22 protein-coding genes are annotated in these 26,781 nt (G+C 65.5%); 15 read left to right on the forward strand and 7 right to left on the reverse strand.

Annotated features, from left to right (window positions below; all coding sequences use genetic code 11):
• Window positions 1–33 precede the first annotated feature (33 nt).
• Genes secD through BLT60_RS04320 form a run of 4 tightly spaced genes read left to right on the forward strand, consistent with a single transcriptional unit; the run spans window position 34 to window position 3,867 of the window.
• A complete protein-coding gene (gene secD / locus BLT60_RS24645) occupies window positions 34–1,635 on the forward strand; it encodes a protein translocase subunit SecD (RefSeq protein ID WP_090875015.1) in 1,602 nt (533 codons plus the stop codon).
• Between the two features lie 33 nt (window positions 1,636–1,668).
• A complete protein-coding gene (gene secF / locus BLT60_RS24650) occupies window positions 1,669–2,619 on the forward strand; it encodes a protein translocase subunit SecF (protein WP_090875016.1) in 951 nt (316 codons plus the stop codon).
• Between the two features lie 3 nt (window positions 2,620–2,622).
• Window positions 2,623–3,009: an Mth938-like domain-containing protein gene (locus BLT60_RS04315; protein ID WP_090875017.1), complete on the forward strand. Its 387-nt coding sequence runs from the start codon at window positions 2,623–2,625 to the stop codon at window positions 3,007–3,009.
• A 21-nt stretch (window positions 3,010–3,030) separates the two neighbouring features.
• Complete coding sequence (locus BLT60_RS04320; protein WP_244521144.1) at window positions 3,031–3,867, forward strand: phytoene/squalene synthase family protein; 837 nt, start codon at window positions 3,031–3,033, stop codon at window positions 3,865–3,867.
• Between the two features lie 6 nt (window positions 3,868–3,873).
• On the opposite strand, the gene trmFO is transcribed toward BLT60_RS04320, so the two are convergent.
• The 3 genes from trmFO to BLT60_RS04335 all read right to left on the reverse strand — a co-directional run bounded on the left by trmFO (window position 3,874) and on the right by BLT60_RS04335 (window position 6,517).
• Window positions 3,874–5,277: a methylenetetrahydrofolate--tRNA-(uracil(54)-C(5))-methyltransferase (FADH(2)-oxidizing) TrmFO gene (gene trmFO, locus BLT60_RS04325; protein WP_090875018.1), complete on the reverse strand. Its 1,404-nt coding sequence runs from the start codon at window positions 5,275–5,277 to the stop codon at window positions 3,874–3,876.
• A 128-nt stretch (window positions 5,278–5,405) separates the two neighbouring features.
• Window positions 5,406–5,966: a type 1 glutamine amidotransferase domain-containing protein gene (locus BLT60_RS04330; RefSeq protein WP_090875019.1), complete on the reverse strand. Its 561-nt coding sequence runs from the start codon at window positions 5,964–5,966 to the stop codon at window positions 5,406–5,408.
• 398 nt (window positions 5,967–6,364) lie between these two features.
• Window positions 6,365–6,517 (reverse strand): DUF1127 domain-containing protein, encoded by a 153-nt coding sequence (locus tag BLT60_RS04335; protein ID WP_090875020.1) that lies wholly within the window; start codon window positions 6,515–6,517, stop codon window positions 6,365–6,367.
• A gap of 329 nt (window positions 6,518–6,846) precedes the next feature.
• Here BLT60_RS04335 and gatB point away from each other — a divergent pair, with 329 nt between their 5' ends.
• The 3 genes from gatB to BLT60_RS04350 are packed head-to-tail and all read left to right on the forward strand — an operon-like array spanning window position 6,847 to window position 10,341.
• The gene (gene gatB, locus BLT60_RS04340) at window positions 6,847–8,325 is read left to right on the forward strand and encodes an Asp-tRNA(Asn)/Glu-tRNA(Gln) amidotransferase subunit GatB (RefSeq protein WP_090875021.1); all 1,479 of its coding nucleotides are present in this window, start codon (window positions 6,847–6,849) and stop codon (window positions 8,323–8,325) included.
• Window positions 8,326–8,357: 32 nt separating this feature from the next.
• Window positions 8,358–9,323 carry a DMT family transporter gene (locus BLT60_RS04345; RefSeq protein ID WP_090875022.1) on the forward strand — a complete coding sequence of 322 codons (966 nt, stop codon included), beginning with the start codon at window positions 8,358–8,360 and terminating at the stop codon, window positions 9,321–9,323.
• Window positions 9,324–9,375: 52 nt separating this feature from the next.
• The gene (locus BLT60_RS04350) at window positions 9,376–10,341 is read left to right on the forward strand and encodes a DMT family transporter (RefSeq protein WP_090875023.1); all 966 of its coding nucleotides are present in this window, start codon (window positions 9,376–9,378) and stop codon (window positions 10,339–10,341) included.
• Here the strand turns inward: BLT60_RS04350 and BLT60_RS04355 are convergent.
• A complete protein-coding gene (locus BLT60_RS04355) occupies window positions 10,325–10,819 on the reverse strand; it encodes a hypothetical protein (RefSeq protein WP_090875024.1) in 495 nt (164 codons plus the stop codon). The genes BLT60_RS04350 and BLT60_RS04355 overlap by 17 nt on opposite strands.
• A 98-nt stretch (window positions 10,820–10,917) precedes the next feature.
• Here BLT60_RS04355 and BLT60_RS04360 point away from each other — a divergent pair, with 98 nt between their 5' ends.
• Both BLT60_RS04360 and BLT60_RS04365 read left to right on the forward strand, forming a co-directional pair.
• The gene (locus BLT60_RS04360; RefSeq protein WP_244521145.1) at window positions 10,918–11,607 is read left to right on the forward strand and encodes a glutathione binding-like protein; all 690 of its coding nucleotides are present in this window, start codon (window positions 10,918–10,920) and stop codon (window positions 11,605–11,607) included.
• Window positions 11,608–11,870: 263 nt separating this feature from the next.
• Window positions 11,871–12,140: an SEL1-like repeat protein gene (locus tag BLT60_RS04365; protein ID WP_090875025.1), complete on the forward strand. Its 270-nt coding sequence runs from the start codon at window positions 11,871–11,873 to the stop codon at window positions 12,138–12,140.
• 61 nt (window positions 12,141–12,201) lie between these two features.
• On the opposite strand, the gene BLT60_RS04370 is transcribed toward BLT60_RS04365, so the two are convergent.
• Window positions 12,202–13,998 (reverse strand): IlvD/Edd family dehydratase, encoded by a 1,797-nt coding sequence (locus BLT60_RS04370; RefSeq protein ID WP_090875026.1) that lies wholly within the window; start codon window positions 13,996–13,998, stop codon window positions 12,202–12,204.
• Window positions 13,999–14,365: 367 nt separating this feature from the next.
• On the opposite strand from BLT60_RS04370, the gene BLT60_RS04375 reads away from it, so the two are divergent.
• From BLT60_RS04375 to BLT60_RS04405, 6 genes are all read left to right on the forward strand, one after another.
• Window positions 14,366–15,106, forward strand: coding sequence for a FadR/GntR family transcriptional regulator (locus tag BLT60_RS04375; protein WP_090875027.1), 741 nt, complete (start codon window positions 14,366–14,368; stop codon window positions 15,104–15,106).
• 64 nt (window positions 15,107–15,170) lie between these two features.
• Complete coding sequence (gene araD1 / locus BLT60_RS04380; protein ID WP_090875028.1) at window positions 15,171–16,163, forward strand: AraD1 family protein; 993 nt, start codon at window positions 15,171–15,173, stop codon at window positions 16,161–16,163.
• A gap of 222 nt (window positions 16,164–16,385) precedes the next feature.
• A complete protein-coding gene (locus BLT60_RS04390) occupies window positions 16,386–17,822 on the forward strand; it encodes an aldehyde dehydrogenase family protein (RefSeq protein WP_090875030.1) in 1,437 nt (478 codons plus the stop codon).
• Window positions 17,823–18,030: 208 nt separating this feature from the next.
• The gene (locus BLT60_RS24920; protein ID WP_090875031.1) at window positions 18,031–19,995 is read left to right on the forward strand and encodes a calcium-binding protein; all 1,965 of its coding nucleotides are present in this window, start codon (window positions 18,031–18,033) and stop codon (window positions 19,993–19,995) included.
• Window positions 19,996–20,094: 99 nt separating this feature from the next.
• Window positions 20,095–21,186, forward strand: coding sequence for a mandelate racemase/muconate lactonizing enzyme family protein (locus tag BLT60_RS04400; protein ID WP_090875032.1), 1,092 nt, complete (start codon window positions 20,095–20,097; stop codon window positions 21,184–21,186).
• A 304-nt stretch (window positions 21,187–21,490) separates the two neighbouring features.
• The gene (locus tag BLT60_RS04405) at window positions 21,491–23,950 is read left to right on the forward strand and encodes a glycogen/starch/alpha-glucan phosphorylase (protein ID WP_090875727.1); all 2,460 of its coding nucleotides are present in this window, start codon (window positions 21,491–21,493) and stop codon (window positions 23,948–23,950) included.
• A gap of 18 nt (window positions 23,951–23,968) precedes the next feature.
• Here the strand turns inward: BLT60_RS04405 and iolB are convergent, their stop codons facing one another.
• Together iolB and BLT60_RS04415 are read right to left on the reverse strand one after the other, a co-directional pair.
• On the reverse strand, window positions 23,969–24,772 hold the full coding sequence (gene iolB, locus BLT60_RS04410; protein ID WP_090875033.1) for a 5-deoxy-glucuronate isomerase: 804 nt from the start codon (window positions 24,770–24,772) through the stop codon (window positions 23,969–23,971).
• Window positions 24,773–24,821: 49 nt separating this feature from the next.
• Entirely contained in the window at window positions 24,822–26,747 is a 1,926-nt protein-coding gene (locus BLT60_RS04415; RefSeq protein WP_090875034.1) for a bifunctional 5-dehydro-2-deoxygluconokinase/5-dehydro-2-deoxyphosphogluconate aldolase, read from the reverse strand.
• Window positions 26,748–26,781 lie beyond the last annotated feature (34 nt).

The raw sequence follows: 26,781 nt of genomic DNA on the forward strand, positions 1-26,781 counted from the left end.
CCTGACGCCCAGCCGAAATCCGGCTGACACGACATGCTTGTCATCGCCCGATGGAAGGCCACGCTGATTATCCTGACGATTCTCGTCGGGATTTTCCTCGTTGTTCCGAACTTCTTCTCTCGCACCACCCTCGATTCGCTGCCGGGCTGGGTGCCGAAGAACCAGATCGTCCTCGGGCTCGACCTGCAGGGCGGCGCCTATCTGCTCTATGAAGTCGACCGCAAGGACTACGTCCACAAGCGCCTCCTGACGCTGGTCAGCGACGTGCGGCGGGCGATGCTCGAGAATCCGCGGATCGGCTATACCGGCCTTGGCGTCCAGGGCAACGGCGTCCAGCTCAGGGTCCGCGATCTGTCGCAGCTCGACGAGGTTCGCTCGCGGCTTGAGGATCTGCGCAATCCGCTGGTCTCCTCCCTGCTCGGCGGCGGCGCCGTCGATGAATTCGACCTCACCGTCTCCGATGACGGGCTGGCCCGGCTCGATTACTCCGAGGCCGGCCTTTCCCAGCGGGTGCGCGGCATTGTCCAGCAGTCGATCGAGGTTATCGGCCGCCGCATCAACGAACTCGGCACGACCGAACCGAGCATCCAGCGCCAGGGCGAGGATCGCATCCTCGTCGAGGCGCCGGGGCTGGGCGATCCCGAACGCCTGAAAGCGATCGTCGGCCAGACCGCGCTCCTGACCTTCCACCTCGTTCGCGAAACCGTCCAGGGCAATACGGCGACGCCGTCGCCGGGGACCATCGTCGTGCCCTCCGCGGAGTTCGAAGGCACATTCCTCGTCCTCGACGACGCGCCGCTGATGACCGGCGAGGACCTGGTCGACGCGCAGGCATCCTTCGATTCCCGGACCAACGAGCCGGTCGTGAACTTCAGGCTGTCGACCTCCGGTGCGCGGAAATTCGCCGAAGTGACGCAGACCAACGTCGGTCGCCAGTTCGCCATCGTGCTTGACGACGAGGTCATCTCGGCGCCGTCGATCCGCGAACCGATTCTCGGCGGCTCGGGCCAGATCAGCGGCAGCTTCTCGGTCGAAAGCGCCAACGACCTGTCCATCCTGCTGCGCGCCGGTTCGCTGCCGGCCAAGTTGACGATCGTCGAGGAGCGCTCGGTCGGACCGGGCCTTGGCGCTGACTCGATCGAGGCCGGCGAGATAGCCTCGATCATCGGTGCGATCGCGGTCGGCCTGTTCATGGTCGCGGTCTACGGTTTCTTCGGCCTGCTCGCCAACCTGGCGGTCATCGTCAACGTCGTCCTGATCTTCGCCGTCCTGACCGCGCTCGGCGCCACGCTGACGCTTCCCGGCATCGCCGGCATCGTTTTGACCATCGGCACCGCGGTCGATTCCAATGTGCTGATCTATGAGCGCATTCGCGAGGAGGCGGCGCAGGGACGCTCCGCGGTCGCCGCGATCGACCTCGGCTTCAAGCGGGCGCTCAGCACGATTGTCGACGCCAATATCACGACGCTGATCGCAGCGCTGGCGCTGCTGCTGCTCGGGTCCGGCCCGATCCGCGGCTTCGCGATCACCTATGCGATCGGCATCGCCACCACGATCTTCACGGCGTTCACCTTCACCCGACTGCTGATCGCGACCTGGTACCACTATCGTCGCCCCTCGAAGATCGCTCTCTAAAGGAAGGCGCGGCCACCAAGGCTCGAACCACTGATGCGTAGACTTCGCCTCATCCCGGACGGCACCCACTTCCGCTTCATGTGGATGCGGCGGATCAATTTCCCCGTGTCGGTGGCGCTGGCGATCCTTTCGGTCGTCATCTTCATCGGGATCGGTCCGCAATACGGCATCGATTTTCGCGGCGGTACGCTGCTTGAACTGAAGCCGACCAGCGAAACGACGACGTTGGCCAGCATCCGTTCGACGCTTGAGGGCCTGGAACTCGGCGATGTCCAGGTCCAGGAGGTGAGCGACCTCACTTCGGGAACCAACATCCTGGTGCGCATCCAGCAGCAGGAGGGCGGCGACGAGGCCCAGCAGGAGGCGCTGGTCAAGGTTCGCGAGGCGCTTGGGGACACGGTCGACTTCCGCCGCATCGAGGTGGTGGGGCCGCGCGTCTCGGGCGAACTCGCCTACAATGGCGCGATGGCGCTGCTGCTCGCGATGGTCGGAATCCTGATCTACATCTGGTTCCGCTTCGAGTGGCAATTCGCCGTCGGCGCGATCATCTGTACCGCCCATGATGTGCTGATGACGCTTGGCTTTTTCACGGTGCTCCAGCTCGAATTCAACCTGTCGAGCATCGCCGCGCTGCTGACCATTGTCGGCTATTCGCTGAACGATACCGTCGTCGTCTATGACCGGATTCGCGAGAATCTGCGCAAGTTCAAGAAGATGCCGCTGACCGAACTGATCGATCGCTCGATCAACGAGACACTGGCGCGAACCGTCACCACGTCGCTGACGACGATCCTCGCCCTGGTCGCCCTGCTGATCTTCGGCGGGTCGGTGATCCGGTCCTTCGTCGCCTCGATGATCTTCGGCATCGTCATCGGCACCTATTCGTCGATCTTTATCGCCGCGCCGCTGCTGATCTTTTTCAAGATTCGTCCGGCGCCGTCGTCGGACGAGGGCAGCGAGACCGCCGAGCCGGCGGAAGCCTGATCCGTGGCGCGCGCCGGGATCGAGATCCGCGCCGCGCATTTCCCCGGTCGCGCGGCGATCGAAGCCTATGGCAATGGCGGGTTTCGCTTCGCCGGCATGTCGCATCGCGGATCGTTGCTCTGCCTGCCAAGCGGCATCCATGGCTGGCAACCGGGCGACACTCTGGATTCATCCAGCCTGTCGCGGGTTCTTGATGAAGCCGAGGCGATCGAGGTGCTGATCGTCGGGACCGGCAACGACCTCGAACTGCTCGATCCGGACCTCAAGCAGAGCCTTCGCGACGCTGGAATCGTCAGCGAGCCGATGGCGACGGGCGCGGCGGTGCGAACCTACAATGTCCTGCTCGCCGAAAACCGCGCCGTCGCGGCAGCGCTGATCGCGGTGGACTGACGCTCCGCCGCCCCATATCTCATGTCCATGGATGCTTCCGCCCATTGTGCCGCCATCGTGCGGGCCGGGAACCGCGACCGCTATCTGGCCGACCTGTTCGCGCCGGAAGCGGTCCGCCCGCACCTGTTCGCCCTGCACGCCTTCGATGTCGAAGTCGCGACGGTGCGCGACAAGGTCAAGGAACCGATGCTCGGCGAAATCCGCCTCGAATGGTGGCGTCAGGCGCTGCGCGGCGACCATGGCGGCCAGCCGGTCGCTGGGGCGCTGGCCGAGACGATTGCCCGCTTCCATCTGCCGATTGGCGCCTTCGACAACCTGTTGCAGGCGCGGATCTTCGACCTCTACGACGACCCGATGCCGACGGTGGGCGATCTCGAGGGGTATGCCGGCGATACCGCGTCGGCGATCATCCAGCTCGGCGCGATCATCCTGGCAGGCGGACAGGAACCGGGAAGCGGGGAGGCGGCCGGTCTGGCCGGCGTGGCGCTTGCGGTCACGGGCATCCTGGCAAACCTGCCCGCCTCGGCGGCGCGGGGCCAGTGCTACCTGCCGGCCGACAAGCTGGCCGTGGTTGGCGCGGCGCCCGCCGACCTGCGTTCCGAACCGACCACTGAAGGCGTCCGGACTGTCTTCGCGGACCTTGCGGCCCTGGCGCGAGAGCGGCTCGCCCCCGCCCGGCAGGCGATGGACTCTCTGGATCGCGCGATCCTCCCGGCCTTCCTGCCGGCCGCGGTGGTCGAGCCCATGCTGAACCGCATGGCGAAACCAGCCTACGACCCGCTTCGCGACGGGGTCGACCTGAGCCCGCTTCGCCGCCAGTGGATCACCTGGACCGCGGCGCGGCGCGGCCGGTTCTGAGCTCGGCTATTCCGCCGCGTCCGCAGCCGGCACGCCAATCCAGCGATCGACATCGACCAGCGCCCGGGCCGACAGCGCCCGCTTGCGTGCCTTGCCACGTTCCGGGCCACGGAGCTTCTGGCCGGGGGGCGTCTCGACCTCGATCGGCGGAAACAGGCCGAAATTGACATTCATCGGCTGGAACGAGCGCTTTCCCGGCTCGCCGGCGTCGAGATGGCCGCCGGTGATATGGGCCAGCACCGCGCCGAATGCCGTCGTGACCGGCGGCACGACAATCGGTTCGCCGCGCCGGTCCGCCGCCGTGAAGCGCCCGGCGAGCAAGCCCATCGCGGCCGATTCGACATAGCCTTCGCAGCCGGTGATCTGGCCGGCGAAGCGCAAGCGCGGCTGTGCCTTGAGGCGCAGGGTCGCGTCGAGAAGCTTTGGCGAATCGAGAAAGGTGTTGCGGTGCAGGCCGCCAAGGCGGGCGAATTGCGCGTTCCCGAGGCCTGGAATCATCCGGAAAATGTCGGCCTGGACGCCGTAGCGCAGTTCCGTCTGGAAGCCGACCATGTTGAACAGCGTGCCGAGGGCATTGTCCTGGCGAAGCTGGACGATGGCGTATGGCTTCTTGTCCGGCTGGCGCGGATTGGTCAGGCCGACCGGCTTCATGGGCCCGTGGCGTGGTGTCTCGCGCCCGCGCCGCGCCATGACCTCCATCGGCAGGCAACCGTCGAAATAAGGGATCTTCTCCCAGTCGTGATGCTTGTGCTGCTCGCCAGCCAGGAGGGCGTCGATGAAGGCTTCGTACTCGTCCCGATAGAGCGGGCAGTTGATGTAGTCCTTGCCGGTGCCGCCGGGGCCGACCTTGTCGTAGCGCGACTGGAACCAGGCGATGTCCATGTCGATCGAATCGAAATGGACGATCGGCGCGATTGCGTCGAAGAAGGCGAGGGCGTCCTCCCCGGTGAGCGCCTGGATCCCCGCGGCAAGCGCCGGCGAGGTCAGGGGACCGGTGGCGATGATGACGCTGTCCCAGTCTTCAGGCGGCAGGCCCGCCACCTCGTCGCGCTCGATGGTGATTAGCGGCTCGGCTTCCAGCGCCTGGGTGACCGAGTCGGCGAAGCCCTCGCGATCGACGGCAAGCGCGCCGCCGGCCGGCACCTGGTGGGTGTCGGCCATCCGCATGATCAGCGATCCGGCGCGGCGCATTTCCTCGTGCAGCAGGCCGACGGCGTTGTTCTCGCTGTCGTCCGAGCGAAAGGAATTGGAACAGACGAGTTCGGCCAGGCGGTCGGTCTGGTGGGCTTCCGTGGTGCGCTTCGGGCGCATCTCGTGGACGATGGCGGGGATTCCCCGCCGGGCCAGCTGCCAGGCGGCTTCCGAGCCGGCGAGTCCGCCGCCGACGATATGAACGGGTTTGTGGGTCATGGGCGCGGAACCTAAGCGTCCGGCGCCCGGCATTCAACGAGGAAGAACTCCGCCGACGAGAAAACGCCCGCCGGGGGGGCTCGGCGGGCGTTCTCAGGCAGAGGGCAACTTCTGGAATCGCTGCCGCGTCAGGCGGCGCGCTTCTCGTGGCGTCCCTCGGCGATCTCTTCGACCAGCTTAGAACAGAACGCCGGAAGATCGTCCGGGTTCCGGCTGGTGACGATTCCCTCGTCGACGACCACCTCCTCGTCATGGACGATCGCCCCGGCATTCTTCAGATCCGTGCGAATCGAGGGATAGCTCGTCATCTCGCGGCCTGCGGCGATTCCGGCCTCGATGAGAAGCCACGGCGCGTGGCAGATCGCACCGATCACCTTCTTCTGGGCGTTGAAATCCTTGATCAGCTGGATGGCAGCCGGCTCGACGCGGAGGAGATCGGGGTTGATCTGGCCGCCCGGCAGCACGAGGGCGTCATAGTCTTCGGCGCTGATATCGGACAACTGGCGATCGACGGTGACCGGGTTGCCCCAGTCCTTGCCCTGCCAGCCTCTGATCTCGCTGCCTTCCGGCGCGATGACATGGACGGTCGCGCCGGCGTCCCGCAGCTTCTCGACCGGCACTTCGAGCTCGGATTGCTCGAAACCGTTGGTGGCGAGGACGGCGACGCGTTTGTTTGTGATGTCCGGCATTGGATTCTCCCGCTGTTTACCTGCGGACAGAACGCGAGCCGGCGTGTTTGGTTCAGGGGAAAAAAGAAAAGCGCCCACCGGGGAGGAAGGATCGGTGGGCGCTTCTCATTTACGAGGCCGGAACCAGGGAGGAGAAGATTCCGGTCTCTTCTCGTTCGGAGCAGGGAGGAGAGCTCCGAGGCGACTGAATTTCACTTCACACGGTCAGGCGGTCCAAAAGTCTTGTGACCGAAACGCGCCAGGCCGTGTTTGGTTCCATCGAACCAGAGAGGGTGAAAAGCGCCCACCGGGGAGGAAGGATCGGTGGGCGCTTCTCATTTACGAGGCCGGAACCAGGGAGGAGAAGATTCCGGTCTCTTCTCGTTCGGAGCAGGGAGGAGCGCTCCGAAGCGACTGGATTAGCGACGCGCTGCCTGGCGAGCGATCGACGGAATGTCGACGCGGTTGATGCCGAGGTCGGTCAGATCACGCTGGCTGAGGCGCATCAGCTCATTGTAGGTGTCACGGTACTGCCGCCAGTTGCGGTAGCTTTCGACAAAACGGTTGCTCATGGTCTTTGCTTTCTCATCAATTCCCTCGGGAGGAAGCCTTGGGAATTTCGTTTCGATGTGTTCGTTGACGAGGAAGTTAGGGATGCGATGCCGATCTGTGCAGACTGAAATTTCGCATAGCTGGGATGCAGTTGATGCAACGCAACATAAATTTGTCACGAAGTGTGCGCCGCAACAAAATGTGTCGTCATGCAACACAATGCGAGGCGCGGGGGGCCGGACCGCGCGCCGATGACCGGAAAGGCAGGGCCCGCCGGTCGTGGCAACTCACTTGACCGGGGCGTCGTGACGTCCGATACCGCCAATCCCCGCCAGAAAACGAAGATCCAATGAACCAGGCCGTTCGTTCGTCGAAGTCCGCGAAGGTGATCAAGGGCGCCACCGGCGACTGGGAAGTCGTGGTCGGCATGGAAGTCCACGCTCAGGTCACCTCCAACGCCAAGCTCTTCTCGGGCGCCCCGACCGCATTCGGCGGCGCGCCCAACGATCATGTCAGCCTAGTCGATGCGGCGATGCCCGGCATGCTTCCGGTCATCAATCAGGAATGCGTCACCCAGGCCGTCCGCACCGGCCTTGGCCTCGGCGCGGCGATCAACCTGCGCAGCGTCTTCGACCGCAAGAACTACTTTTATCCCGACCTGCCGCAGGGCTACCAGATCTCGCAGTTCAAGCAGCCGATCGTCGGCGAGGGCGCCGTGACGGTCGACCTGGCCGACGGCGAGTCCGTCACCGTCGGCATCGAGCGGCTGCATCTCGAGCAGGACGCGGGCAAGTCGATCCACGACCAGCACGCAACGATGAGCTTCGTCGATCTCAACCGTTCCGGCGTGGCGCTGATGGAGATCGTCTCGAAGCCGGATATCCGGTCGGCCGAGGAGGCGAAGGCGTTCCTCGTCAAGCTGCGCGCGATCCTGCGCTACCTCGGCACCTGTGACGGCGACATGGAGAAGGGGAGCCTGCGCGCCGACGTCAATGTCTCGGTGCGGCGCCCCGGCGAACCGCTCGGCACGCGCTGCGAGATCAAGAACGTCAACTCGATCCGCTTCGTCGGCCAGGCGATCGAGTCCGAGTCGCGCCGCCAGGTCGGCATCATCGAGGATGGCGGCACGATCGAGCAGGAAACGCGGCTTTTCGACCCCGGCCGCGGCGAGACGCGCTCGATGCGCTCCAAGGAGGAGGCGCATGACTACCGCTACTTCCCTGACCCGGACCTGCTGCCGCTGACGTTCGACCAGGCTTTTGTCGATCGCCTTGCGGCCGACCTCCCTGAACTCCCGGATGCGCGCAAGGCGCGTTTCGTCGCCGACTATGGCCTCACCGCGTACGACGCGGACGTCCTGGTCGCGGAACGGGAGAATGCCGAATACTTCGAGACGGTGGCGCGTGGCCGCGATCCCAAACTGGCAGCGAACTGGGTGATCAACGAACTCGCCGGTCGGCTCAACCGCGAAGGCAAGGAGATCGCCGACAGCCCGGTCTCGGCCGAACAGATCGGCGCCATCATTGACCTGATCGGCGAGGGCGTCATTTCCGGCAAGATCGCCAAGGACCTCTTCGAGATCGTCTGGGCCGACGGCGGCGACCCGCGCGCCATCGTCGAGGACCGCGGCATGAAGCAGGTCACCGACACCGGGGCCATCGAGGGCATGGTCGACGAGATCATCGCCGCCAATCCCGACAAGGCCGAGCAGGCCCGCGAGAAGCCGGCGATGCTTGGCTGGTTCGTCGGGCAGGTGATGAAGGCGAGCCAGGGCAAGGCCAATCCCCAGGCCGTTAACGCGCTCTTGAAACAAAAACTGGGATTGTAGCGCAGGCTGGAGCGACCAAGGGAGCAGGGCGGATGGCGGCGGGTTTCTGGTCTATCGCGCAAGCCCATGGCTCGAAGCGGGTCTCCGCCAGTTCCGAAACCGTCGGCTACGCAACCGGCCTCCTGACCTGGGTCCTGGCAGGCGGCGTCTTCGTCGCGGCGAAGTCCGCCGTGGACGAGATGCCGTCCTGGACGCTCTGCTTCTGGCGATTGCTCATCGCGACGATGGTCCTCCTGCCGTTGGTCCGGCACCATTTTCCCGACATGGCGGCGTTCCTGCGCGCCCATGGCCTCAAGGCGCTGGTGATCGGCGCGCTCGGCCTCGGCATCACCCAGGGAATGATGTTCACGGCGATGGAGACCACCAGCGCGGTCAACGCCGGCATCATTTTCTCAACGGCGCCAATCATCACCCTGGTGATGGCCCATTTCTTTCTCGACGAGTCGCTCGGCCCCTGGCAGGTCGTCGGCTCCGTCGTCGCTTTTTTTGGCATCGTTGTGATCGCGGTCCAGGGCAGTCTCGCGGTCCTGCTCGGCCTCGATCTGGGTAGCGGCGACCTGATCGTCGTCGCTGCGGCGGTGGTTTTCTCGTCCTATTGCATCCTGCTGAAGCGCGCCAAATTCACCCTCGAGAGGCTGCCGCTTCTGGTCATCCTGCTCGCCGGCGGGGCGCTGTCGACGCTGCCCTTCTTCCTCTACGAATTGTGGAACGGCGAGCATTCGAACCTCGGCTGGAACGGCTATCTTGCCCTGGCTTACGCCGCCATTCCCGGCGGGGCGCTGATGTATCTGCTCTACAACTGGAGCATCGACATCCTCGGCGCATCGCGGGCGCAGGGGTTGCTCTATTCCCAGATGATCTTCACCGCGATCCTCGCCTGGCTGATCCTCGGCGAGGCAATCGAGTGGTATCATTTCGTCGGCGCCGGCCTGATCATTGTCGGGGTCATCTGCGTCACCTTCCTCAAGCCGAAACAGGCGCCGCAGCCCGTGCACTAAGTCGACGGCCTTTCTGCAGGGCTGCGTCGCGGGCCACTTCAAGGGCGGATCAATGTCGGAACACCTGCTGGCAATCGCCGAAGCCAAGGGCGCTCAGCGGATCGCGCGTCACCCGGAAGCGACCGGCTACGCCGTCGGCCTGCTTGCCTGGGCGTTGTCGGGCGGGGTGCTGGTCGCCGGCAAGGGCATCACCGGGGAGATGGGCCCATGGACCCTGTCCTTCTGGCGCTTTGGCATCGCCACCCTCGTCCTGCTGCCGCTGGTCGCGCATTCGCTGCCGCAGATGCGGCAATTCCTTCGCGCCAAGGGGCTGCGCGTGCTGGGAACCGGCGCGTTGCTTGGCGTCGCGCTCGGGCTGCTCTTTGAAGCGCTGCACTACACCAGCGCCGTCAATACCGGGATCATCAACGCGACCTTCCCGATCATCACCCTTGTCCTCGCCCGGATCTTCCTCGGCGAAGCGATGGGACCCGGGCAGGTCGTCGGTGGGCTGATCGCCTTCGTCGGCGTCATCGTCATTGCCGCGCATGGCGAGATCGCCGTGCTGATGCGGTTCGATTTCGGCATCGGCGACGTCATGGTTCTGGCGAGCGCCGCCACCCTCGGCGCCTATACGGTTTCCCTGCGAAAGCAGAAATTCGAGCTCGCGCGAATGCCGCTGCTGGTCGTTCTTCTCGGCAGCGCGACGGTAATCTCCTTTCCATTCTCGATGGTGGAGCTATGGACCGGCGACTATGCGCCGGGCTTGACCGCCGACGGGTTGATGATCCTCGCCTATGCCGCGATCCCCGGCGGGGCGCTGGTCTACCTGTTCTTCAACTGGAGCATCGACGTCCTCGGCGCATCGCGCGCCGGGATGCTCCTCTATACCCAGATGATTTTCACCGCCGTTCTCGCCTGGCTGATCCTCGGCGAGGCGATCGAATGGTACCACTATGCCGGCGCGGCGCTGATCGTCGTCGGCGTCGTGCTGGTCACCGTCTTCAAGCCCAAGACGGCGGCTATTCCGCCGAAATGATCGTGTAGACGATGTCTGGCAGGTCGCCGGCGGCGACGCGGGCCTGGGCATAGGCGATATAGGCGTCGAGGTCGTCGACGCAGGTCCCGCGGTCGCCGCAGTCGCTGAATCCTGGGCGGTCTATACCGTCTTCCGGCGCCATCGACGCGAACGACTCCGCCGTCATCGCGGCCAGGTCGACCTTGAGGAATGTGTAGAGCACGGCCGTCTCGTCGCCGTCGCTGCCTTCGGCCAGCGCGACATAGGTATCGTCGCCGACCGCGAGGAAGCGCACCCGCATCTCGATGTCCGCCGGTTCGACGACATAGGCGTCGCCCTTGCGGATGAGCGTCTGCACCTCGTCGCGACCCTCGCCCTGGTAGACAATCGTCTCGAAGGGGAAAGCCGCTTCCTCCGGGTCGATCAACGGCGCGTCGCTGGTGAAACATCCCGACAGGCTTGCTGCCGCGAGCAAGGCGGCACAAAAGCGAATGATCATCAGCGCACCAGCCCTTTCGCCCGGGGCGATGGTCCCCGATACTCCACTCTACGTGAACTGGCGCCACATGGCGCCGCGAACGACGATTGGAGGATATCTTGGCCGCAAGCCCGAAAGACCCCATCGAAGTCTTCTACTGGTCGACGCCCAACGGGCGGAAGATCACGGTGCTGCTTGAGGAGCTTGCCGTTCCCTACGCCGTTACCTTCATCGACATCAACAGCCGCGAGCAGTGGACGCCGGAATTCGAGGCGATCTCCGCCCATCATCAGATTCCTGCGATCCGCGATCCTGATGGACCCGGAGGCGAACCGATCGCCATCTTCGAGTCCGGCGCGATCATGCTCTATCTCGCCCGCAAGTTCGGCAAGCTGTATCCGACCGACGATGAGCGGCAGTGCGTCGCCGTCGATCAGTGGCTGATGTGGCAGGTCGGCAATTTTGGACCGTTTCTCGGCCAGGCGCATCATTTCAACGTGTCGGCGCCGGAGGAATTTCCCTACGCTATCGAGCGATATCACGGAATCGCGAAGCGGCTTTACTCTGTGCTCGACCAGCAACTGACGGGGCAGGACTATGTCGCTGGTGACTATTCCATCGCCGACATCGCCATCTATTGCTGGGCGGCCCGCCATCCGCGTCACCGGATCGATCTTGTCGACTTCCCGGCCGTGAAACGCTGGTTCGACGCGGTCGGCGCCCGCCCGGCGGTCGCGCGCGGAATGGCGGTTATCAAGCCGGGCAGGGTCGACGTCATGTTGCCGACCCCCACCTGGCTCAAAACCTAGCGTTTTTTCTTCGCGATTGGCGACATGGTTGACCGAAGGTTGACGCCGACCTTCGCCGGTTAACGCTGTCCGCCCGCAAACCGTTGAATCCCCGCGGATAGGTTCATCGTAGTTAACCGGACATTAAGTGGTTGTTTGACCAAAATTAATTTCGATTTTTAGGAAGCTTTTCAGGGATGCGCGCCAAACTCGGCATCAGGGAAGAGGACAGGGAGGCGTCAAAAAATCCGCCTCTTCCGGGGACAACAGGATGGGGAATAATCATGGCACGTTTTGAAATGGCTTCGCCCGAGATGGCCACCATGGCCGAGATGCAGCCGAACGCCGAGGGTCTCTTCAACCTCGGCATCGTCTACGCTACGGGGCTCGACGGGGAGGCGGATCTCGTCGCCGCGCACAAGTGGTTCAATCTCGCGGCGCTTCGCGGCAATCCAGAAGCGGCCTACCACCGCCAGCAGATCGCCGAAGAACTTTCCGAGACCGATATCGCCGCCGCCCAGCGTGCGGCCCGCGAGTGGCTGCGCACCCACTGAACGACGCCGGGCCCCGAAAACGGGGCCCGACCAGGTTCGTGCTAGGTGAAGGCAGCAGCCGTCAGTGGTTGTCGCGAAGACGTCCCGAGGCGTGTGCGACATCCTGGTATTTGATCGCCGGTTTCAGCACCATGCCTTCCGAGAACTGGTCGACCATGCTGCGCTGGATTTCCTGCCACGGCGTCTGTGACTTGGGGTAGGGGAATCCGCCCGCGGCTTCGAGTTCCGAACGGCGCTTCGCCAGTTCCTCGTCCGGAATCAGCATGTTGGCCTCGCCCTTGTTGAGGTCGATGCGGACCATATCGCCTGACTTCAGAATCGCCAGGCCGCCATTGGCCGCCGCTTCCGGCGACGCGTTGAGGATCGACGGCGATCCCGACGTGCCTGACTGGCGACCGTCACCGATACAGGCAAGCGAGTGGATGCCGCGTTTGATCAGCGAGGCCGGCGGCTGCATGTTGACGACTTCGGCGCCGCCCGGATAGCCGATCGGGCCGGTTCCCCGGATGAACAGGATGCTGTTCTCGTCGACGCCCAGATCCGGGTTCTCGATACGATCGTGATAGTCCTCCGGACCCTCGAAGACGATCGCCTTGCCCTCGAACGCGTTCGGGCTGTCGGGGTTCGACAGGTAGCGTTTCCGGAACTCCTCGGAGATGACGCTGGTCTTCATGATCGCCGAATCGAAGAGATTGCCCTTAAGAACGATGAAGCCGGCATTCTCCATCAGCGGCTTGTCGAACGGCATGATCACGTCAAGGTCGTCCGACTGCTTGCCGGCGCAATTCTCGCCGATCGTCTTGCCGTTGGCGGTCATCGCGCCTTCGTGGATCAGGCCGTGCCGCATCAGTTCGCCGACCACGGCCGGAACCCCGCCGGCCCGATGATACTCTTCGCCGAGATACTTGCCGGCCGGCTGGACATTGACCAGAAGCGGCACCTTGTGGCCGACGGTCTCCCAGTCCTCGACGTCGAGCGGCACGCCGATATGGCGGGCAATCGCATTGACGTGGATCGGCGCGTTGGTCGAGCCGCCGATCGCCGAGTTGACGACGATCGCGTTCTCGAACGCTTCGCGGGTCAGGATGTCGGACGGCTTGAGGTCTTCCCACACCATTGAAACGGCGCGCTTGCCGGTCTCATAAGCAATCTGGCCGCGCTCGCGATGGGGGCCGGGGATCGCCGCGCAGCCCGGCAGGCTCATGCCCAGGGCTTCCGCCACCGAGTTCATCGTCGTCGCGGTTCCCATGGTGTTGCAGTGGCCGACCGAGGGGACCGAGGAGGTGACGAGGTCCACGAAACCTTCGTAGTCGATCTCGCCCGCGGCCATCTGCTCGCGCGCCTTCCAGACGACCGTGCCGGAGCCGGTCCGTTCGCCATGCCACCAGCCGTTCAGCATCGGTCCGCCGGACAGGACGATCGCCGGGATGTTGACCGTGGCCGCCGCCATGATGCAGGCCGGGGTGGTCTTGTCGCAGCCGGTCGTCAGCACCACGCCGTCGAGGGGGTAGCCGTAAAGAAGCTCGACGAGGCCGAGATAGGCGAGATTGCGGTCGAGCGCGGCCGTCGGCCGCTTTCCGGTCTCCTGGATCGGATGAACCGGAAATTCCATGCAAAGACCACCGGCCGCGGTGATGCCATCACGGACGCGCTTGGCGAGTTCCAGATGGTGCCGGTTGCAGGGCGAGAGATCGGAGCCGGTCTGGGCGATGCCGATGATCGGCTTGCCCGACTGGAGTTCCTCGCGCGTCAGCCCGTAATTGATGTAGCGCTCAAGGTAAAGCACTGTCATGCCGGGGTTTTCAGGATTGTCGAACCACAGTTGCGAACGCAGCTTGGTCTTGTGATTGTCTTGCATCTGTGGCGTTTCCCCTCTTGCCGGAATGCCTTTCGGAATCAGCATCGGCGTGTCGCGCGAAGCTATCGTCGGGCTCACGGATTGTCGATTGCCGGTTCTGGTCCGGCTGAAGAATTGGAGTCAATGACAGGCGTTGAAAACATACTATGAAAGCGTTCGTCGCGCCACTGGAAGACTGCACGCCTCGTGGGCAGGATTGTGAAGGGAATGCGGTACACGGCAGGCGACGCTGTCGCTATCTACTGGAAACGGCGGAACGAATAGTAGTATGATAGGGCTCATCAAGCCTGTTGCCCTGAGATGGACCAAGCTCCGCAAGAAGACTGGACCTCGGTGACGGTCGAGGGGAGCGAGCAGCGTTCGTCACATGCGAACCGAAATTGACCGGAAAAGCGAAGGCAGCCTGTCCGAAATGGTCGCCGGCACGATTGGCCGGCGGATCGTCTCGGGTACGTATAAGCCTAGCGATACGTTGCCGACCGAACCGCAGATCCAGGCGGAATTCGGCGTGTCGCGCACCGCCGTGCGCGAGGCGATCCGGATGCTCTCGGCCAAGGGCCTGACGGTCTCCCGGCCGAAGATCGGCACCAGGGTGAGGCCACGGGTCGACTGGGCGATGCTCGACCCGGAAGTGCTGCGCTGGCACGTTGACCAGAATCCCGGCGACGACTTCATCCATGCGCTTTTCGAGATGCGCGAGATCATCGAGCCGGCGGCGGCGGCGCGTGCGGCGGAGCGGGCGACCGACGAGGAACTGGCGGCTATCGGCGCGGCGATGGACGGAATCCAGAACGAGGTTCGCGGCAGCCCGGAGCAGATCAAGGCTGATATCGCCTTTCACATGGCGCTGCTTGAGGCCTGCCAGAACCCGATGCTGCGCTCGGTCGGCGCAATGATCCAGTCGGCGCTAGAAATCACGTTTTCCCTTGGCTGGCGGACAGTTATGGGAGACGACGCGGTTCTCCAGCACCGGGCAGTCTATGACGCCGTCCGCCAGAGGAACGGCGAAGAGGCATTTCTTGCAATGCGGCGTCTCCTGCGCAATTCCAAGGGCAACGTTTTCGATGCCATCTGGATCACGCGAAACGAGGGCGAGACATCGCCCTGACACCGCTTGACGCCCCTACGGGCGGTCGGCAGACATATCTGAAACACCAACGGGAGACGACGGGATGCGGCTGATTCAAGTCAAGAAGGGGCGTAACGGCAGGCAAGTGGTTGCGACCGACGGGGACAAATCCTGGGTCGTCCCCGGCCACGCCACGGTCTACGACCTGGCGCTGGCGGCGATCGCCAGGGACACGACGATCGAGACGATGGTCGACAAGGCCGGCAAGGGCGCGAAGGCCAACCCGCAGAAGCTTCTCGACGCCGGCCGCATCGTCGCGCCGGTCGAGCACCCCGATCCGGCCCACCTGATCGTCACCGGCACCGGCCTCACCCACCTCGGCTCCGCCGCCACCCGCGACGCGATGCATGCCAAGGTCGCCGAGGCGAAGGAAGAGACGCTGACCGACTCGATGCGGATGTTCCGCATGGGGCTCGAAGGCGGCAAGCCGAAGCGGGGCAGGGCAGGCGTCCAGCCGGAATGGTTCTACAAGGGCGACGGCAGCTTCGTCGCGGCGCCGGGCGAGCCGCTGGTATCGCCGGCTTTCGCCGAGGACGCCGGCGAGGAGCCGGAAGTCGCCGGCATCTACATCATCGGCAAGGACGGTTCGCCGTTCCGCATCGGCTTCGCGCTTCTCAACGAATTCTCCGACCACGTCGTCGAGCGCCAGAACTACCTGTGGCTTGCCCATTCGAAGCTGCGGCCGTGCTCCTTCGGACCGGAACTGCTGCTCGGCGACCTGCCGGAGGACATCAAGGGCGCGTCACGCATCCGGCGCGGCAAGAAGGTGATCTTCGACCAGCCGTTCCTGACCGGCGAAACCAACATGTCGCACACCATCGCCAATCTCGAGGATCATCACTTCAAGTATCCGTGGTTCCGCCGGCCGGGCGACGTCCATGTCCATTCCTTCGGCACGGCGACGCTCTCCTTCGCGGCCGGGGTGAAGACGAAGTCCGGCGACGTGTTCGAGATCGAGGCGGCGGAATTCGGCCTGCCCCTGACCAATCCGCTGAAGACCGCCCGCAAGGAAAAGGTGACGGTCAAGGCGCTTTAGCCGGCGCGGATCGGCCGGCCTTGCTTCGTCACGGCGAAGCGGTAGGTTACGGCCGTCCAATCCAGACGCGACTTCACGCCGGGGCGCCGTCGCCGGTTCGAGGCTACCAGGCCGCGGACCGACAGGCGCCCGGCAGAGTTTCCGGGCCTTGCCCCGGCATCGACCCCGCCCGCGACGATGGGCGAATGGTCCCCGACCATTGCGCAAACAGGAAGAGAGTTCATGGAAGAGCTGCACAAGAATTACATCGCCGGTGAATGGCGCGACGGCGAAGCCGCGCCGAACCACAATCCGTCCAACACCGACGAGGTCGTCGGCCATTATGCGCGCGCCAGCGCCGACGACGCCCAGGCTGCGATCGCCGCCGCCAAGGATGCCTTCCCTGCCTGGTCGCGGACCGGCATCCAGCAACGCCACGACATTCTCAAGACCGCCTCTGACGAGGTGATGGCGCGCCGGGCCGAACTCGGCAAGCTGCTCGCTCAGGAAGAGGGCAAGACGCTCGCCGAGGGCATCGGCGAGACGGTCCGCGCCGGCCAGATCCTCGACTTCTATGCCGGCGAATGCCTGCGCCTGTCCGGCGAGACGTTGCCGAGCGTTCGTCCCGGCATCGGCGTCGAGATTACCCGCGAGGCGGTCGGCGTCGTCGGCATCATCACGCCGTGGAATTTCCCGATCGCGATCCCGGCCTGGAAGATCGCCCCGGCACTTTGCTACGGCAACACGGTCGTCGTGAAGCCGGCCGATCTCGTGCCGGGCTCCACCTGGGCGCTGGTCGACATCCTGAACCGCGCCGGCCTGCCGCCGGGCGTGCTCAACCTGGTGATGGGCCGCGGCTCGGTCGTCGGCCAGACGCTGCTCGATTCGCCCGATGTCGACGCGCTGACCTTCACCGGCTCGGTCGCCACCGGCAAGCGGGTCGCCGAGGCTTCGGTCAAGCAGATGCGCAAGTTCCAGCTTGAGATGGGCGGCAAGAATCCGCTGGTCGTGCTCGACGATGCCGACCTTGCGACCGCTGTCGAATGCGCCGCCAACGGCGCCTATTTCTCGACCGGCCAGCGCTGCACCGCGTCGTCGCGGCTGGTGGTGACGGAAGGCATCCACGACAAGTTCGTCGCGGCCCTGACCGAGCGGATGCAGGGCCTTGTCATCGACCACGCCCTGAAGAAGGGCAGCCACATCGGCCCGGTCGTCGACCAGAGCCAGCTCGACCAGGACGAGAGCTATATCGACATCGCCAAGAAAGAGGGCGCCAAGCTGCATTGGGGCGGCGAGCGGCTGAACCGCGAGACGCCCGGCTTCTACCTCCAGCCGGCGCTGTTCACCGAGACCAAGCGCGACATGCGGATCAACCGCGAAGAGGTCTTCGGGCCGGTCGCCAGCGTCATCAAGGTCAAGGATTATGACGAGGCGCTTGAGGTGGCCAACGATACCGAATTCGGCCTGACCTCCGGCGTCTGCACCACCAGCCTGAAGCACGCCACCCACTTCAAGCGGAACTCGGAAGCCGGCATGGTGATGGTCAACCTGCCGACCGCCGGCGTCGACTATCACGTCTCCTTCGGCGGCCGGAAGGGCTCCAGCTACGGCCCGCGCGAGCAGGGCCGCTACGCGGCGGAGTTCTTCACCACGGTCAAGACGGCCTACACGCTGCCGTAGGGTTCTCCGGGCGGCCAGGAGGCCGCCCGGTTCCCCCGGCTGGCGGGCGGTGGTCGCCGCGTCCTTCGAGGCTCCCCCGGCTCAAGGCCGGGGTAGCACCTCGGGATGGCGAGGTCGCGCGTCCTCATCCGCGCAATTCTCTGTTTCGAAAGTAGCGATTCTGGTATGTCTCGCGGGCCGGTCGTTACCGGCTCAGGAGTAATGGGCCATGGCGCTTGCGTTATACGGCTCGGAGTTCCACGTCAGCACAGAGCCCGGTTCCGGTACCGGGCACGAATACGCCGGGGCGGCGACGGGGCTCGCCAACGGCGGCTTTGCCCTGACCTATCTCAACAATTCGCCGACCTACAGCTACTTCGCCCGGGTGTATGATGGGTTCGGCGCATCCACCGCAGGCCCGATCGGGACAGGGAGCGTCAATGGCGGCGCAACGTACCTGAATGGCGGTATAGCGGAACTCAGCAACGGCAGACTGGTCAAAGCCTATTCCAAGATCGGCCCGGGGGTGGGTGACCCTATCGACGTCGCGGTGACGTCCTCGCTGCCCGACCTCACCGGTTCCACCCCGGTCGCCACGCCCGGGCCTCTGGCGCCGTCCTACCAGCCCGGCTATCAGTACTCCCCGGGCGTCGCCAGCAGCCAGCTTGGTGGCTATATGGTCGTTTGGGATGACGACGCGACGTCCTACGGCCGCCCCGGAAAGAACGTCGTAGCGCAGGTATTCAACAACGCCGGTGTCGCGGTTGCGCCGGCCTTTGTCGCGTCCGAAGCGCTGTTCAGCGCAGGCGACCAGAAGGCGCCCAACGTGGATCGCCTCGCCAGCGGCAACTATGTCATTGCCTGGCAGGACGACAGCGGCATCGACGGCAACGGAAGCGGCATCAGGGCGCGTGTCTTCTCGTCGGCCGGCGCAGTGGTTACGGGGGAGAAGGCGGTCAACCAGGGCACGACCGGCAACCAGACCACGCCGGCCGTCGCCGGGCTGGTCGGCGGTGGCTTCGTGGTGGTCTGGGAGGATGCCGGCAGGATCGAGGCGCGGCTTTTCAGCGCCGCGGGGACGGCGCTGACCGGGGACCTCACGGTTGCCCAGGTCGCCGCCGGCAACAAATATTTTCCGGACGTCACTGGACTGCTCGACGGGGGCTTTCTCGTCACCTGGACGACAGACGCGAACGCCGCCAACGGCGGCGACGGCTCGTCACTCTCGATAAAGGCGCGGGCTTTTTCCGCGTCCGGGGCTGCCACCAGCAACGAGATCCTTGTCAATTCGGTCACCAGCGGCGGCCAGTGTCATTCGACCGCCGCCACCCTTGCCGATGGCCGTGTCGTGATCTCCTGGACGGACGAGAGCAATGCGCTTCTCACCAACCACGAGACCCGGGCCCAGCTTCTCGATCCCCGCACCAAAGGCGTCACCGTGACCGGGACATCTGGCGCCGACAAGTATGTCGGCAGCGCCTTTGCCGATGTCCTCAAGGGCATGGGGGGTAACGACGAGCTGCGGGCCGGCGCCGGCAACGACACGCTCGACGGCGGGACGGGGGCCGACCAACTGCGCGGCGGTCCTGGCAACGATACCTATGTCGTCGACAATGCGGGCGACGTCATCGACGAGGCAAATGGCGGCTCAGGCGTCGACACCGTGCGCGCGACGATCAGCTTCAGCCTGGCCAACGCGGTCCATGTGAAGGGGAGCGTCGAGAAGCTGGTGCTGACCGGCAGCGCGAAGATCAACGGCACCGGCAACGCCCTTGCCAATACGCTGGTCGGCAATGCGGCCGCCAACACGCTTGACGGCGGGCCCGGCGACGACATCATTTCGGGCGGGCCCGGCAAGGACAAACTCGTCGGCAGGGACGGCAACGACACCTTTGTCTTCGCGGACGCGCTGATCGCAGGGAATGCGGACAAGGTCGTCGGCTTCAAGCACAACAAGGACAAGTTTCTTCTCGACGCAGCGGTGTTTGCGGAGATCGGCCCGACGCTCGGCAGGAAGGAATTCGTCGAGGCGACGAAGGCCAAGGACGGCAACGACCACATCATCCGGAGCGGCAAGGAGTTATATTACGACGCTGACGGCAAGGGCGGGGACAAGCAGGTACTCGTCGCGATCGTCGGCAAGAAGGCCGTGATCGATCACCACGACTTCGTAGTGGGCGACTTCGTCATCTGACGGACGGACCGAGGCCCGGCGGCGGTGCGGGATCAATGTGCTAGGCTCCTGCCGCGGCACTGGCCGTCTGCCGGCTGGTCACCCCGCCAGGAGCGCCGTATGACCGCCATTTGTGAAATCGAAACCCGCCTCTTTGCCGTGCCGCTTGCCGAGGTGCTGAGCGACGCCAAGCATGGCGACCACAGCCACTTCGAGCTCGTGACCGCGACGGTGCGGCTGGCCGATGGGTCGGAGGGGACGGGCTACACCTATACCGGCGGCCGGGGCGGCCACGCGGTCCGGGCGATGATCGAACACGACCTGGCGCCGCTGCTCGCCGGCGCGGATTCCGGCGATGTCGAGGCACTGCACGAGGCGATGCAGTGGCATGTGCATTATGTCGGCCGGGGCGGGATCGCTTCCTTCGCGATTTCGGCGGTCGACATCGCGCTGTGGGATCTGCGCGGCAAGGTGGGCGGCCAGCCGCTGCGGGCCATGGCCGGCGGGGCGGCGACCGCCTGCCGCGCCTATTGCGGCGGCATCGACCTCGGCTTTCCGCTGCCGAAGCTGCTCGAGTCGGTGCGCGGCTACCTGGCGCGGGGCTTCGATGGTGTGAAGATCAAGGTCGGCAAGCCGAACCTCGCCGAGGACGTCGACCGGGTGCGGGCGGTGCGCGACCTGATCGGGCCGGACGTCGCCTTCATGGTCGACGCCAACTATGCGCTCACAGTCGACCAGGCGATCGCGGCGGCCGAAGCCTTCGCGCCCTTCGACCTGGTGTGGTTCGAGGAACCGACTCTGCCCGACGACTATTTCGGCTTCGCCCGGATCGCCGAGGCGACCGGCATGCCGCTGGCGATGGGCGAGAACCTGCACACGATCGCCGAGTTCGAACTGGCGCTGGCCCATTCCCGGCTGTCGTTTATCCAGCCGGACGCATCGAACTGCGGCGGGGTCACCGGCTGGCTGCGCGTCGCCGAGTTGGCGCGCCGTGCCGGCATCCCGGTCTGCAGCCACGGCATGCAGGAATTGCATGTCAGCCTGATGGCCGGGCAGTCGAACGCCGGCTGGCTGGAGGTGCATTCCTTCCCGATCGACGCCTACACGACGCGGCCGCTGGTGGTCGAAAACCGCATGGCGGTCGCACCCGACGAACCGGGGACGGGGGTCACGTTCGACTGGGTGAAGCTCGCGCCGTTCGAGCTCTCGTGACGGCGGACGGCCGGGGACAGGGCGGCGGCGGTCTTGTATCCCACCGCCAAGAAGGCCTATAGGCAGCCGCGGGGCCTTCGGACGAAGGCCCGGACATCGGGGCGCGCGCGCATGAAGGCAATGGCCGGCGAGGCATTCGCCGGGGCAGGGGGTGCCAAAAGCCAGGCTTTTGGCCGCCGGTGGACGACTGGCTTGAGCGATGCCGACGTGCCGGATGAAACCTCAAGTCAGGGCACGAATCTTGCCTAGCGCATGACGCGAATCGTCGCCGCCGTACTCCGTCCCCCAGAGAAGATTGATGACCATGAACGAGATGAACGCCATCGACCCGCAGCCGCGCCGCGTCGACGCCGAAAGCCTCAAGGCGGCGATTGTCGACAAGCTCGCCTATGCCGTGGGCAAGGACTCGATCGTCGCAGAGCCACATGACTGGCTGGCCGCGACGATCCTGGTGGTCCGCGACCGGGCGATCGACCGCTGGATGGAATCGACGCGGGGGCCTTATCGGACCGGGGCGAAGCGGGTCTATTACCTGTCGGTCGAGTTCCTGATCGGCCGGTTGCTGCGCGACGCGATGTCCAATCTCGGGCTGGTCGAGCCGATCGCCGAGGCGCTGAACAGTCTCGGTGTCGACCTCGACGCGATCGAGGCGCTGGAGCCCGACGCGGCGCTCGGCAATGGCGGGCTCGGGCGCCTTGCCGCCTGCTTCATGGAGAGCATGGCCTCGGTCGGTATCCCGGCCTACGGCTACGGCATCCGCTACGTCCACGGGCTTTTTCACCAGGAGATCAAGGACGGTAACCAGATCGAGCTGCCCGAGGACTGGCTGTCGGACGGCAACCTGTGGGAATTCGAGCGGCGCGAGGCGGCCTATGACATCGGCTTCGGCGGGACGGTGGAGAGCGACGGCATGGCCGGCGACACCGTGCGCCAGCGCTGGCAGCCGCAGGAGAAGGTCCTCGCCATCGCCTATGATACGCCGATCGTCGGCTGGCGCGGGGCGCGGGTGAACACGCTTCGCCTGTGGAGCGCGCGGGCGGTCAACCAGATCCACCTCGACGACTTCAACCGCGGCGACCACGTCGCGGCCCTTGCCGACCTGACCCGGGCGGACACCATCACCCGGGTGCTCTACCCGGCGGACTCGACGGTGGCCGGCCAGGAGTTGCGGCTCCGGCAGGAATATTTCTTCGTTTCCGCCTCGCTGCAGGACCTGTTGCGTCGCCACCTCAAGCAGTTCGGCACGGTCGAGAACCTTCCCGACAAGGTCGCGATCCAGCTCAACGATACCCATCCCTCGGTCGCCGTCGCCGAACTGATGCGGGTGCTTGTCGACCTGCACGACATTCCCTGGGAGAAGGCCTGGGCGATCACCCGGGGGACGATCAGCTACACCAACCACACCCTCTTGCCCGAGGCGCTGGAGAGCTGGCCGGTGGGGCTGATGGAGCGGCTGCTGCCGCGCCACATGCAGATCATCTACGAGATCAACGCCCGCCTGCTGCAGTCGGCGCGGAAGTCCCTCGACGCCGATGCCGACCTGCTGGCCTCGCTGTCGCTGATCGACGAGCATCACGGCCGCCGCGTGCGGATGGGGCAGCTTGCCTTTGTCGGGTCGCACAAGGTCAACGGCGTCTCGGCGCTGCATACCGAACTGATGAAGGAGACCGTGTTCCGGGACCTCCACCGGCTCTACCCGGAGCGGATCGAGAACAAGACCAACGGCATCGCGCTGCGGCGCTGGCTGATGCAGGCCAATCCCGGGCTGATCGACCTGCTGGTCGAGGCGATCGGGCCGGCGGTGCTCGACGATGTCGATCGCCTCGTCGAGGCCGGGGCGCTTGCCGAAGACGCGGCCTTCCAGGAACGCTTCGCGGCGATCAAGCGGGCCAACAAGATGCAACTGGCCGAGGTGATCCGCTCGACCGTCGGCGTATCGGTCGATCCGGACGCGATGTTCGACGTCCAGATCAAGCGCATCCACGAATACAAGCGCCAGCTCCTCAACATCCTCGAGACCATCGCCGTCTACAACCAGATCCGGATGCACCCGGAGCGGGACTGGGCGCCGCGGGTCAAGATCTTCGCCGGCAAGGCGGCGGCGAGCTACTGGACGGCGAAGCAGATCATCCGGCTGATCAACGACGTGGCCAGGGTAATCAACAACGATCCGGCGGTGCGCGGCCTGCTGAAGGTGGTCTTCCTGCCGAACTACAATGTCAGCCTCGCCGAGACGATCGTCCCGGCCGCCGACCTGTCGGAGCAGATCTCGACCGCCGGCATGGAGGCTTCCGGCACCGGCAACATGAAGCTGGCGCTGAACGGCGCGATCACCATCGGCACGCTCGACGGCGCCAATGTCGAGATCAGCGAGCGGGTCGGGCCGGACAATATCGTCATCTTCGGGCTGACCGCCGACGAGGTCGCCGCGCAGCGGCGCGCCGGCCATAACCCGCGTGCCATCATCGGCGCCGACGATCGCCTGCGCACGGTGATCGAGGCAATCGCTGACGGGGTCTTCTCGCCCGACGACCGCAATCGCTATCGCGACCTCGTCGACAACCTGATGACCACCGACGGCTTCCTGGTCACCGCCGACTTCGACGCCTATTGCAGGGCGCAGCGAGAGGTCGACGCGATCTGGCGCGAGCCGGCGTCGTGGCAGGCCAAGGCGATCCGCAACACCGCCAACATGGCGTGGTTCTCCGCCGACCGGACGATCCGCCAATATGCCCGCGACATCTGGGACGTGCCGGTGGGGTGAGGCGGGGTCGGGGCCGGCTCAGTCCTTCAGCATCCACTCGTGGGCGGGGTCGTTGAAGAAGCGCCACTGGCGGCGCGGACCGGCCATGACGTTGAGATAGTAGAGATCGTAGCCGTGGACGGTGGCGCAGGGGTGGTAGCCGCGCGGCACCAGCGTCGCGTCGCCATCCTCGATGGTCATTGCCTCGTCGAGCGACCGGTCGTCGGTATAGACGCGCTGGAAGCCGAAACCCTGCGGCGGGTTGAGGCGGTGGTAATAGACCTCCTCGAGCCGGGTCTCCTCCGGGAAGGCGTCGCGGTCGTGCTTGTGCGGCGGGTAGCTGGAGGCGTTGCCGGCCGGGGTGATGACCTCGACGACCAGCAGGCCGTCGGCCGGATCGGTTTCGTTGATGATGTCGGTGACGTGGCGGACGTTGTTGCCCTTGCCGCGGACCATGACCTCATGGCTGTCGGGCGCGATGACCCGGGGCGGGTGGCTGCCGGCGTTGCCGGGCGCCGAACAGGCGGCGAGTTCGACATCTGTTTCGGCCGTCACCGTCCACTGCGCACCGGCCGGCACATAGACCGACCACGGCTTGCCATCGAAGACGCTCATCCGCTCGCCGACGGTGCCAAGGTCCTCGCCGGCCGCCGTGACCGTGCCACGGCCGGTGAGGAAGACGAGGCAGACCTCGCGGTCGCCGGTCTCGACGGTGACGGTTTCGCCGGCGGCAAGCTTGTGCAGGTCGAAGCCGACATACTCCCAGCCGGCGCTTTCCGGCGTGATGTGGAGCGTGCGCTTGAGGGCGTCCGGCGCCGACTGGCGCATATGCAGATGTGACATGGTCGATGATCCTCCCGGCTACCCGGTCTGACGCAACGTGTGGCGGGTTTCAAGCCGCGCGGTTGGCGCGAAGGTCGGTCCAGGTCGCGACCAGGTCGCCGAAGCGGGTGGCCATGTCGGCGATCGCCGCGTCGTCGTCGATCTCGCCGCGCAGCCATTTCTCGGCGCAGGGGTTGAAGATGGTGCGGCCGACGGCGAAGCCCTTGACGATGCCGATGTCGGCGGCGCGGGCGAAGGCGGCCTGCAATTCCTCGGCGGGCGCATCGAGGCCGAGGACGACGACGCCCCGGCACCACGGGTCGGCCCCGGCGATGACGGTCTCGATCGCTGCCCAGACGTCGGAGGTCGGTTGGGCTTCGAGCTTCCACCAGTCGGGCTTGATGCCGGCGGCATAGATCGCCTCCAGCATCGTCGCGGTGGTCGTGTCGTCGAGCGGCGCCTGCTTGCTGGAGATCACCTCGATCAGCAGTTCGAGGTGATTGGCGCGGGCGGCGTCATAGAGGGTGCGCAGCTTCTCGATCTGCTCGGTCATCAAGGCCGCGTCGTCCTGCGGGCTCATGAAGGCGAGGCACTTGACGGTGTGGGTGACCGGCCATTCGGCCAGCCGGCCGCCGATATCCTGGGTGAACTCGAAGCGGAGCGGCCGCGAGGTCGGCAACTCGACCGGCCGGCCGATCCACAGGGGATGGGCGGCGGCCGCGGTCATCGCGTCGCGGCCATGGGTCTCGTCGAGCAGCATGCCGAAGCCAGGACGGCCGTCGGCGACCTTCGCTGCGGCGGCGACAGCGAGCACCTTGAAGTCGGCGATCCGGTCGCGGGAAACCCCGGCGCGGTCGGCCATCGCATCGAACTGGATGCGGTGGTCGATGGCCAGCGCCATCAGTCCCTCCGGCTGCGGCCGCCGGGTGGTCGCCCAGTGGATGTGGTTGAGGACGGGATCGTGGCGGAGCGCGTGATAGCTGCTGCCGTGGTCGAGGAACCAGTTCAGTTCTTCCCAGGTCGGGTATTCCGGGGCGCAAAGAAGGCGCGAGACGGCGAAGGCGCCGCAGGCATTGGCCCAGGTCGCCGCGGTCGCAATCGGCTCATCGCGCAGCCAGCCCCGCAGGAAACCGGCCATGAAGGCGTCGCCGGCGCCGAGCACGTTATGCACCTCGATCGGGAAGCCCTTGCCGACGATGCCGGTGTCGAGGTCGTCGGGGATCGCGTCGGTGAAGACGACGCAGCCCATCGGCCCGCGCTTGAGGACGATGGTCGCGCCGGAGAGCGAACGGATCTTGCGGAGCGCGGCGACGACATCGTCGCCACCGCCCGCGATCAGCACCTCTTCCTCGGTGCCGACGATCAGGTCGCAATGGGGGAGGACCGTCTGCAGGTGTTCCGACACCCGCTCCGACATGATGAAGCGCTGGTCGCCGGCGGCGTGGCCGGCGAGGCCCCAGAGGTTCGGTCGGTAGTCGATGTCGAAGGCGACCTTGCGGCCGGCGGCTCGGGCAATCTCGATCGCCTTGAACTGGGCGGCGGCGACACCGTCGCGCGAGAAATGCGTACCGGTGACGACGATCGCTTTGGCCGAGGCGATCAGCGCCGGGTCGATATCGGCCTCGGTCAGCGCCATGTCGGCGCAGTTTTCGCGGTAGAAGAGGAGGGGAAAGCTGGTGTCGCTCTCCACCGACAGAAGGACGAGGCCGGAGAGCCGCTCGCTGTCGATCTTGACGCCGTCGGTGACGACGCCCTCGCGGGCCAGCTGTTCGCGGATGAAACCGCCCACCTGCTCGTCGCCAACGCCGGTGATCAACGCCGAGCGTAGGCCGAGCCGCGCCGCGCCGATCGCGATATTGGCCGGGCAACCACCCACCGACTTGGCGAAGGAGGAGATGTCCTCCAGCCGCGAGCCGATCTGATTGCCGTAGAGATCGACCGACGAACGGCCGATGGTCACGACGTCGAGGATAGGGTCGGACCCCGCCTCTGGCATTGAGCGTCTCCCGGATTATGATTGGACAGCCAAT

The organism is Bauldia litoralis (assembly GCF_900104485.1).
Classification (GTDB): domain Bacteria; phylum Pseudomonadota; class Alphaproteobacteria; order Rhizobiales; family Kaistiaceae; genus Bauldia; species Bauldia litoralis.

Excerpts from the sequence above, each read along its gene's own strand:
- BLT60_RS04330 (WP_090875019.1), bottom strand. The coding sequence starts at position 5,966 with ATGCCGGACATCACAAACAAACGCGTCGCCGTCCTCGCCACCAACGGT.
- BLT60_RS04370 (WP_090875026.1), bottom strand. The coding sequence starts at position 13,998 with ATGCAAGACAATCACAAGACCAAGCTGCGTTCGCAACTGTGGTTCGAC.
- trmFO (WP_090875018.1), bottom strand. The coding sequence starts at position 5,277 with ATGACCCACAAACCCGTTCATATCGTCGGCGGCGGACTCGCCGGCTCG.
- gatB (WP_090875021.1), top strand. The coding sequence starts at position 6,847 with ATGAACCAGGCCGTTCGTTCGTCGAAGTCCGCGAAGGTGATCAAGGGC.
- secF (WP_090875016.1), top strand. The coding sequence starts at position 1,669 with ATGCGTAGACTTCGCCTCATCCCGGACGGCACCCACTTCCGCTTCATG.
- BLT60_RS04365 (WP_090875025.1), top strand. The coding sequence starts at position 11,871 with ATGGCACGTTTTGAAATGGCTTCGCCCGAGATGGCCACCATGGCCGAG.
- araD1 (WP_090875028.1), top strand. The coding sequence starts at position 15,171 with ATGCGGCTGATTCAAGTCAAGAAGGGGCGTAACGGCAGGCAAGTGGTT.
- BLT60_RS24920 (WP_090875031.1), top strand. The coding sequence starts at position 18,031 with ATGGCGCTTGCGTTATACGGCTCGGAGTTCCACGTCAGCACAGAGCCC.
- BLT60_RS04390 (WP_090875030.1), top strand. The coding sequence starts at position 16,386 with ATGGAAGAGCTGCACAAGAATTACATCGCCGGTGAATGGCGCGACGGC.
- BLT60_RS04350 (WP_090875023.1), top strand. The coding sequence starts at position 9,376 with ATGTCGGAACACCTGCTGGCAATCGCCGAAGCCAAGGGCGCTCAGCGG.
- BLT60_RS04405 (WP_090875727.1), top strand. The coding sequence starts at position 21,491 with ATGAACGAGATGAACGCCATCGACCCGCAGCCGCGCCGCGTCGACGCC.
- secD (WP_090875015.1), top strand. The coding sequence starts at position 34 with ATGCTTGTCATCGCCCGATGGAAGGCCACGCTGATTATCCTGACGATT.
- BLT60_RS04345 (WP_090875022.1), top strand. The coding sequence starts at position 8,358 with ATGGCGGCGGGTTTCTGGTCTATCGCGCAAGCCCATGGCTCGAAGCGG.
- BLT60_RS04400 (WP_090875032.1), top strand. The coding sequence starts at position 20,095 with ATGACCGCCATTTGTGAAATCGAAACCCGCCTCTTTGCCGTGCCGCTT.
- BLT60_RS04415 (WP_090875034.1), bottom strand. The coding sequence starts at position 26,747 with ATGCCAGAGGCGGGGTCCGACCCTATCCTCGACGTCGTGACCATCGGC.
- BLT60_RS04375 (WP_090875027.1), top strand. The coding sequence starts at position 14,366 with ATGCGAACCGAAATTGACCGGAAAAGCGAAGGCAGCCTGTCCGAAATG.
- BLT60_RS04335 (WP_090875020.1), bottom strand. The coding sequence starts at position 6,517 with ATGAGCAACCGTTTTGTCGAAAGCTACCGCAACTGGCGGCAGTACCGT.
- BLT60_RS04320 (WP_244521144.1), top strand. The coding sequence starts at position 3,031 with ATGTCCATGGATGCTTCCGCCCATTGTGCCGCCATCGTGCGGGCCGGG.
- BLT60_RS04355 (WP_090875024.1), bottom strand. The coding sequence starts at position 10,819 with ATGATCATTCGCTTTTGTGCCGCCTTGCTCGCGGCAGCAAGCCTGTCG.
- iolB (WP_090875033.1), bottom strand. The coding sequence starts at position 24,772 with ATGTCACATCTGCATATGCGCCAGTCGGCGCCGGACGCCCTCAAGCGC.